This window comes from Rudaea sp. (assembly GCF_036383415.1).
Taxonomy (GTDB): domain Bacteria; phylum Pseudomonadota; class Gammaproteobacteria; order Xanthomonadales; family Rhodanobacteraceae; genus Rudaea.
Window position 1 is genome coordinate 1 of sequence record NZ_DASVOK010000091.1, and the last position, 7,347, is coordinate 7,347.

Genomic DNA, 7,347 nt, shown 5'->3' on the forward strand with positions numbered 1-7,347 from the left:
ACATGGACCGACGCCGCGCATGGGCAGCGTCACGCTCGCGCCGGGCCTCGGCTTGTCGAACCGCCTCGTCATCGACCAGGGCGGTGCCGGCGCAGACCGCCTCGGCCGTCTGCTCGCCGCGCTTGCGCTCAATCCATTCGCGCTCGGCATCGGCATCGATCCCGACACGGCAGCGTTCATCGGTCCCGACAACGTAGTCGACATCGTCGGCCACGGCGGCATCACCGTCGTCGATCCCTCCGATGTCGGCCATTCCAATGTCGCCGAAGCCGGCCCGAGCGGGCCGATCAGCATCACCAACCTGCGCGTGCACGTGCTCGTGCACGGCTCGCGCTACGATCTCGATTTCCGCCGATCCATCAGTTGATCTCGATGCAAAAAAGTATACTTCTTGTGTTCGGTCTGCTTGTGCTTGCCTGTTCGGCGCAGGCGGCGACGCTGCTGCGCCCCGCCCGCGTGTGGACCGGCAACGCCAACGAAGCGACGCATCCCGACTGGGTCGTGCTCGTCGACGGCGAGCGCATCGTCGCCGCTGGGCCATCAGCGACGATCAAGGCGCCGCCCGACGCGAAGATCGTCGACCTGCCCGACACGACGCTGCTGCCGGGTCTGATCGACCTGCATGCACATCTGTTCCTGCATCCGTACAACGAGGTGAGCTGGAACGATCAGGTGCTCAAGGAGCCGCCCGCATATCGCACCCTGCTCGCCGCGCAGCATGCGCGCGACACGCTGCTCGCCGGCTTCACCACGCTGCGCGATCTCGGCACCGAGGGCGCGGGCTACGACGACATCTCGCTGCGACGCGCGATCGACGAGGGATTGATTCCCGGTCCGCGCTACTTCGTCGCCACGCGCGCGATCGTCGCGACCGCATCGTACGGTCCGGGTCCGCGCGGCTTCCGCCCCGACATCGATCTGCCGAGCGGTGCACAGGAAGTCAGCGGCGGCGACGCCGGCATCGCCGCGGTGCGCGAACAGGCCGGTCACGGTGCCGACTGGATCAAGATCTACGCCGACTACCGCATCGGCCCGGGCGGCGAAGTCCGACCCGCGTTCACCGAGGCGGAACTCAAGGCGATGGTCGACGCCGCGCACCTGTCCGGCCGCCCGGTCGCGGTGCACGCGACCAGCGATGCCGGCGTGCGCATGGCCGTGCTCGCCGGCGTCGACACGATCGAGCACGGAGACGAAGCGAGCGAGGACACGTTCAAGCTGATGAAGCAGCGCGGCATTGCCTACCTGCCGACGCTGACCGCGGTCGAGGCGATCGCGCAGTACTTTGAGCATTACGAAGCCGGCAAGACGCCGCCGTCGAAGCGCATGCAGGAATCGGCCAACGCGTTCCGCACCGCGCTGAAGGTCGGCGTGAAGATCGGTTGCGGCAGCGATGTCGGCGTGTTCGCCCATGGCACGAACTGGCGCGAGCTCGAGTGGATGGTCAAGCTCGGCATGACGCCTGCACAGGCCCTGCTCGCCGCGACCAGCATCGATGCGGCGATCCTGCGTAGGCAGGACGAGTTCGGCCGCATCGCGACGGGATTGCGCGCCGACCTTATCGCCGTGGCGGGCGATCCGACGCAAGCGATCGACGCGGTAAAGCGCGTGGCCTTCGTGATGAAGGACGGCAAGGTCTACCGCGCGCCATGAACGCGGCCGTGACGCTGCGCGTGGCCAGCGAGGCCGATGCCGCTGCGATCCGCGACATCTACGCGCCGCACGTCGAACACGCGGCCGTTTCGTTCGAGACCGAGGTGCCGAGTGTCGAGGCGATGGCCGCACGCATCGCCAAACTGTTGCCGACGCATCCCTGGCTCGTCGCCGTCGTCGACGATCACGTCGCGGGCTATGCCTACGCCGGTCCGCATCGCGAGCGCGCGGCGTATCGCTGGTCGGTGGAAGTCACCGCCTATGTGCGCCAGCGGTTTCATGCGCGAGGTATCGGCAGGCGTCTCTACGCCGCGCTGCACGCGGTACTCAAAGCGCAGAACTATGTCAACGCGTACGGCATCATCACGTTGCCGAACGCGGCGAGCATCGCGCTGCACGAAGCCTGCGGCTTTCGTCCTTGCGCGCTGTTCCGCCACGCCGGCTACAAGTTCGGTGCCTGGCACGACGTAGGCTGGTGGCAGTTACAGATCGGCGAGCCCGTGTCCATTCCGGTCGAACCGATCGCCTTCGCGCAGCTCGACGACAAGACGATCACGCAGGCGCTCGGCAACGATTGAGTTGGCCGCCGGGCGATCTGCGGACCGTGTCAACCGTCATCTTGCGGCAGCGTTGCTTGCGTTATGCTCGGTCCGGGGAATCCGGTGCAGCCTTCTGTTGCGGGAGTTGTCCATGCAGCCGTCTTCGCCTCGCAGTTTTTTGTTCCGGCGCGGAATCACCGGCGCCTCCTGCCTGCTGCTCTGCACCGCCATTGCGCAAGCCGCGAACACGCCGCCGAGGTTTCCGCTGCCCAGGCAGACACGCGATCCGATCCGCCTCGCTCCGCCGCTGATCCAGGACATGCCTGTCGACGACGCGCAGGCCACCCGTTTCCTGACCATGGCCACGTTCGGCCCGACGCCGGCCGTGATCGCCGAACTGCGCCAGCTCGGCTACCGCGCCTGGATTGCGAAACAACTGGCGATGCCGGCCACGCCGATGCGGCCCTACGTCGAATCGTTGGACAAGGCGGTGCAGAATCCGGGGCAGAACGACCGCATGGAAGCCTGGTTCAACAACGCGGTCACCGCTCCGGACCAGTTGCGTCAGCGCGTCGCTTGGGCGCTGTCGCAGATCATGGTCGTCTCCGACCAGTTCGCCGGCCTGAACCAGGACCCGATCGCGCTGGCCGAGTACTACGACATGCTCGCACGCGACGTCGGCGGCTGGACCGACGCCAACGGCGTCGCGCACGCGCCGACGTTCTCCAACCTGCTCCAGGACGTGACGCTGAGCCCGGCGATGTCGAAGATGCTCACCTATCTGCGCAACCAGAAGGGCGACGGCAGCAAGGGCACCTCGCCCGACGAGAACTACGCGCGCGAGGTGATGCAGCTGTTCACGATCGGCCTGGTCCTGCTCAACCCGGACGGCTCGCAGAAGCTCGACGGCAGCGGCCAGACTATCCCGACCTATCCGCAGGCCGCCGTCTCGGCCTATGCGCGCATCTTCACCGGCTGGAGCTACTCGACCGGCTTCAACTCCAACCCGCTGAACTACCAAGCCTGGTCGGTGGCCGAGTATCAGCCGCTGGTCTGCTACGACAGCTATCACGACTTCGGCGCGAAGACACTGATCAGCTACACCGGCAACTACGGCGCGAATTCCGACGCGCTCGGCGTCCCCGCAAACAACTCCTGCGCCGCCGACTTGCAGCAGGGTCTGGCGATTCTGGTCAATCATCCGAACACCGCGCCGTTCATCTCCAAACAGCTGATCCAGCGTCTGGTCACGAGCAATCCGACGCCGGCCTATGTAAGCCGTATCAGCGCGGTGTTCAGCGGCAGCGGCGGTGATCTGAGCCAGGTAGTCGCGGCGATCCTGACCGACAGCGAGGCGCTGGGCGGAAGGGTGCCCATGCAGTATGCCGCGACCTACACGTTCGGCAAGGCGCGCGAACCACTGCTCAAGCTGACCGCGTTGTGGCGCTACTATCACGCCGCAGCGACAGTCGGCCTGTACACCTTCAACAGTCCGCAGAGCAGCTACGCCGAGCGGCCGCTCGGCGCCTCGTCGGTGTTCAATTTCTATTCGCCGTTCTACGCACCGCCGGGCGAGATCGCCGACGGCGGCCTGGTCGCGCCGGAGTTCCAGATCCTCAACGAGTCGACGGTCGCATCGACCGCCAATGACCTCACCGCACGCAGCAACGCCTATGTCGGCAACAGCGGCAACAAGCCCGAGACGATCGCGATCGACCTGTCCTCGCTGACCGCGATCGCCAACGACGCGAACGCGATGGCGGACCAGATCAACCACGACCTGCTCTACGGCCGCATGAGCGCCGCGATGAAGGCCAGCCTGGTGAAGATGATCAACGCGATCCCCGCGACGAGCGCCGTCACGCGCGCGCAGGCAGCGCTGCAGCTGACCCTGATCTCCCCCGAATTCGCGATCCAGAAGTGAGCGCGCCATGAGCTACTCATTCAATCCCTCGCGTCGACTGTTCCTGCGCGATGCCGTCTGCTCGAGCCTTGCCGCGGCGACGAGCGGCGCGCTGATGACCCAGTTCGGCCTCGTCAACTCGGCGCTCGCGCAGTCGAGTTGCGGCGGCTACGGTGCGGTGAGCGACTACAAGGCGTTGATCTGCCTGTTCCTGCTCGGCGGCAACGACTCGTGGAACACGCTGATCCCGAGCGACGCGACGCGCTACGCGACCTACAGCGCCTCGCGCAGCGGCGCTGCGCCGACCGGCATGGCGATCGCACAGAACACGCTGCTGCCGATCAACGTGCTCAACGCCGGCGCCGGCGAAACCTACGGTCTGCACCCGAACCTGCCGGAACTGCAACGCCTGTTCAACAGTGGCAACGGCGCGTTCGTCGTCAATGTCGGCACGGCGCTGCAGCCGACGGTCAAGACGCAGTACCTGAAACCGGGCTATCCGCTGCCGCCGCAATTGTTCTCGCACGCCGACCAGCAGGCGCAGTGGCAGTACGGCCAGCCCAAGCAGAACGGCACGACCGGCTGGGGCGGCCTCGTCGCCGACCGCCTGCATGTACTCAATGCCGGGGCGACGATTCCGATGTCGATTTCGCTGAGCGGCCAGAACCGGTTTCAGGCCGGCATGTCGGTGCAGCCCTACTCGATCTCGGCCAGCGGCCCGACCAGTCTCGCCGGCTACACCGGCAGCACGGGCCCGGCGCGGATCACCGCGCTGACCGAGATGCTCGCGGAAACCTATGCCGACCCGTTGTCGCGCGCGTACACGGGCAAGGTCGGCAATGCGCTTGACTACTACAACACGATGACCGCCGCGCTTGCGCAGGCGCCCGCGCTGACAACCGTGTTTCCGGCGAACAACCCGATCGCCGCGGCGCTCGCCGAAGTTGCCAAGGTCATCTCGATGCGCAGCGTGCTCAATGCGAAGCGGCAGATCTTCTTCATCGGCTACGGCAGCTTCGACACGCATGCGAACCAGCTCAACGACCAACCCAAGCTGTTGACCACCGTGTCTCAGGCGCTCGGCGCGTTCTACGATTGCACCGTCAACGATCTCAGGATTCCGCAGTCGATCACAACGTTCACGTTGTCCGAGTTCGCGCGTACGCTCAATTCGAACGGCGACGGCACCGATCACGCCTGGGCCGGCAACCAGTTCGTGATGGGCGGTGCGGTGAACGGACAGAAACTCTATGGCGTGAACGCGGCGAGCGGACGCTTGTTCCCCGACCAGACGCTCAACGGGCCCGACTGCCTCAGTCGCGGCCAGATGATGCCCGCGGTCTCCAGCGACCAGTATTCGGCGACGCTCGCGAGCTGGCTCGGCGTGCAGGACTGCGACATCGCGACGATCTTTCCTTACGTCGGCAACTTCGCGACGAAGAACCTGGGCTTTCTGTCATGACGAAACTTCGCTCCCGCTCGCTCGCCGCCCTCTTCTTCGTGATCGCTGGAATTTTCAGCGTGTCCGCCACCGCCAGCGATCACCAGGTCAGCGTCGGCGGCAGCAACGATGCGTTCTCGCCGTCGACCTTGACGATCAACGCGGGCGACACGGTCACGTTCACCGAAGTGTCGGGGTCACACAACGTCGTCTCCGACACGCCAGGCCTGTTCCGCTGCGCGAACGGCTGCGACGGCGACGGCAAGGGCGGCAACGGCAACGTCGCCGGCAACAACTGGAGCGTAACGATCAGCTTCCCGACCGCGGGCACGTTCGGCTACTACTGCGAGGCACACGGCGCACCCGGCGTGGGCATGTACGGCACGGTCCGCGTCAACGCGGTCGCGTTCGGCATCACGCCGGGCATCACCGGCCTCTGGTACAACAAGAGCCAGTCCGGCCAGGGCTTCGACGTGCAGGTGCTCGGCAACGGCACCATCGTTGCGATCTGGTACGTGTTCGACAACGCCGGCCACACGCTCTGGCTGTTCGGCCAGGGCAGCTACAGCGGCGGCACGGCGACGCTGGACGTCTACACCTCGACCGGCGGTCTGTTCCCGCCGGCCTTCGATCCCGCGACGGTCGCGCGCAACAAATACAAGTGGGGCACGTTCACGCTGAGCTTCAGCGACTGCAACACCGGCACCGCATCTTGGGTGCCGCTCGTCCCGGGCTATACGAGCGGTTCGATGTCGATTGTGCGATTGAGCGGCGTCGGCGGCTTGGCCTGTCCTTAGGCGGCCCTGCTCGAAGAATCTTCCAAGCGCGAATCCAAGCCTTCTGGCCTGGCGGCGCTACGGAAGGAACTGCACGACGGGCCCGGACGTGGGCTGACCCGGAGCAACATAGGCAGGCGCAGCGGTGCCCGCCGGCCCGAGCGTCTTCACGAACGCGTAGATCGCCTTCAGATCCTCGTCGTTCATCGCGCGCACGTTGAACCACGGCATCGGCGGACGCGGCTGCATCGTGCGCGCGTGGTTAAGCCACTGCTGCTCGCTCATGCCGTTCAACAGCAGGCGCAGGTTGGTCGCATAAGTCGTGCCCCATGGGCCCTTCCAGCCGAGCGCGTCGCCGGTGAGCCACAGCTTCTCGTCGACCTGGCCGGCCTGCGGGGCGTAGCCGGGTGTGTGGCAATCGTTGCAGCCGCTGGTGCGGACGAGGTAACGGCCGCGCTGCGCCTGCGGCGACATGGCAGTGGTTTCCGCGGCGGTTGCCGCGACGCTCGCAGCGGCCAGCGCCACGGCTGCGAGCAGGGATGTCTTGAACTTCATCGGGGATTTCCTCTTGTCTCGATTTCCGAAAAATGGCCAAACCGATCGTTCGGCTCGGCTTAGTTAGCGGAACGGGAGGAAATTCGGCTCATCGAGGCGCAGCGCAGCCCAGCGGGACGCGTGGAACCTGCGCGGCATCGCAGCGGAATCCGTGAATGGCTGCGGGGCTTCGAGGAATGCCGCTTCAGGCCAGCGTCGCGAACTCGGCGCCTTCGACCGCATAGCGCGCGTAGCGGAAATCGCGGATACCGACGAGACGGTCGCCGTCCCAGTTCAACAGCACGAAATAGATCGGCGCTGCCGCGGGATCGTGCGGATCGAAGGCCAGCGCCGCGAGCCGGCCGTCGACGCTGCCGAGGGCGAAACGCCAGTCCGCGATCCGCTCGTACTGCACATAGTAGGTGCCGACTTGCGCACGCCCGCTCAAGCGCGCCTTGGCGACGAGATCGAGGCGCACCTCGTCCGCGAGCATCGCGCGCAGCG

The 7,347-nt window shown here is 66.2% G+C and carries 6 protein-coding genes and 2 pseudogenes; 6 read left to right on the forward strand and 2 right to left on the reverse strand.

Features of this window, described 5'->3' with window-relative positions; all coding sequences use genetic code 11:
• The 6 genes and pseudogenes from VF497_RS03235 to VF497_RS03260 form a co-directional block, all read left to right on the forward strand.
• Positions 1-367: pseudogene (locus tag VF497_RS03235) on the forward strand (cyanophycinase); the annotation flags it as partial.
• Positions 368-372: 5 nt separating this feature from the next.
• A complete protein-coding gene (locus tag VF497_RS03240) occupies positions 373-1,650 on the forward strand; it encodes a metal-dependent hydrolase family protein (protein WP_330886203.1) in 1,278 nt (425 codons plus the stop codon).
• The gene (locus VF497_RS03245) at positions 1,647-2,228 is read left to right on the forward strand and encodes an arsinothricin resistance N-acetyltransferase ArsN1 family B (RefSeq protein WP_330886204.1); all 582 of its coding nucleotides are present in this window, start codon (positions 1,647-1,649) and stop codon (positions 2,226-2,228) included. The genes VF497_RS03240 and VF497_RS03245 overlap by 4 nt, the downstream gene beginning before the upstream one ends.
• A gap of 112 nt (positions 2,229-2,340) precedes the next feature.
• Positions 2,341-4,113 carry a DUF1800 domain-containing protein gene (locus VF497_RS03250; RefSeq protein ID WP_330886205.1) on the forward strand — a complete coding sequence of 591 codons (1,773 nt, stop codon included), beginning with the start codon at positions 2,341-2,343 and terminating at the stop codon, positions 4,111-4,113.
• Between the two features lie 7 nt (positions 4,114-4,120).
• Positions 4,121-5,554: a DUF1501 domain-containing protein gene (locus tag VF497_RS03255; RefSeq protein ID WP_330886206.1), complete on the forward strand. Its 1,434-nt coding sequence runs from the start codon at positions 4,121-4,123 to the stop codon at positions 5,552-5,554.
• Positions 5,555-5,613: 59 nt separating this feature from the next.
• Complete coding sequence (locus VF497_RS03260) at positions 5,614-6,330, forward strand: plastocyanin/azurin family copper-binding protein (RefSeq protein WP_330886207.1); 717 nt, start codon at positions 5,614-5,616, stop codon at positions 6,328-6,330.
• A 57-nt stretch (positions 6,331-6,387) separates the two neighbouring features.
• Here VF497_RS03260 and VF497_RS03265 read toward each other — a convergent pair whose 3' ends face one another.
• The gene (locus VF497_RS03265; protein ID WP_330886208.1) at positions 6,388-6,864 is read right to left on the reverse strand and encodes a c-type cytochrome; all 477 of its coding nucleotides are present in this window, start codon (positions 6,862-6,864) and stop codon (positions 6,388-6,390) included.
• A 184-nt stretch (positions 6,865-7,048) separates the two neighbouring features.
• Positions 7,049-7,347: pseudogene (locus VF497_RS03270) on the reverse strand (RNA polymerase sigma factor); the annotation flags it as partial.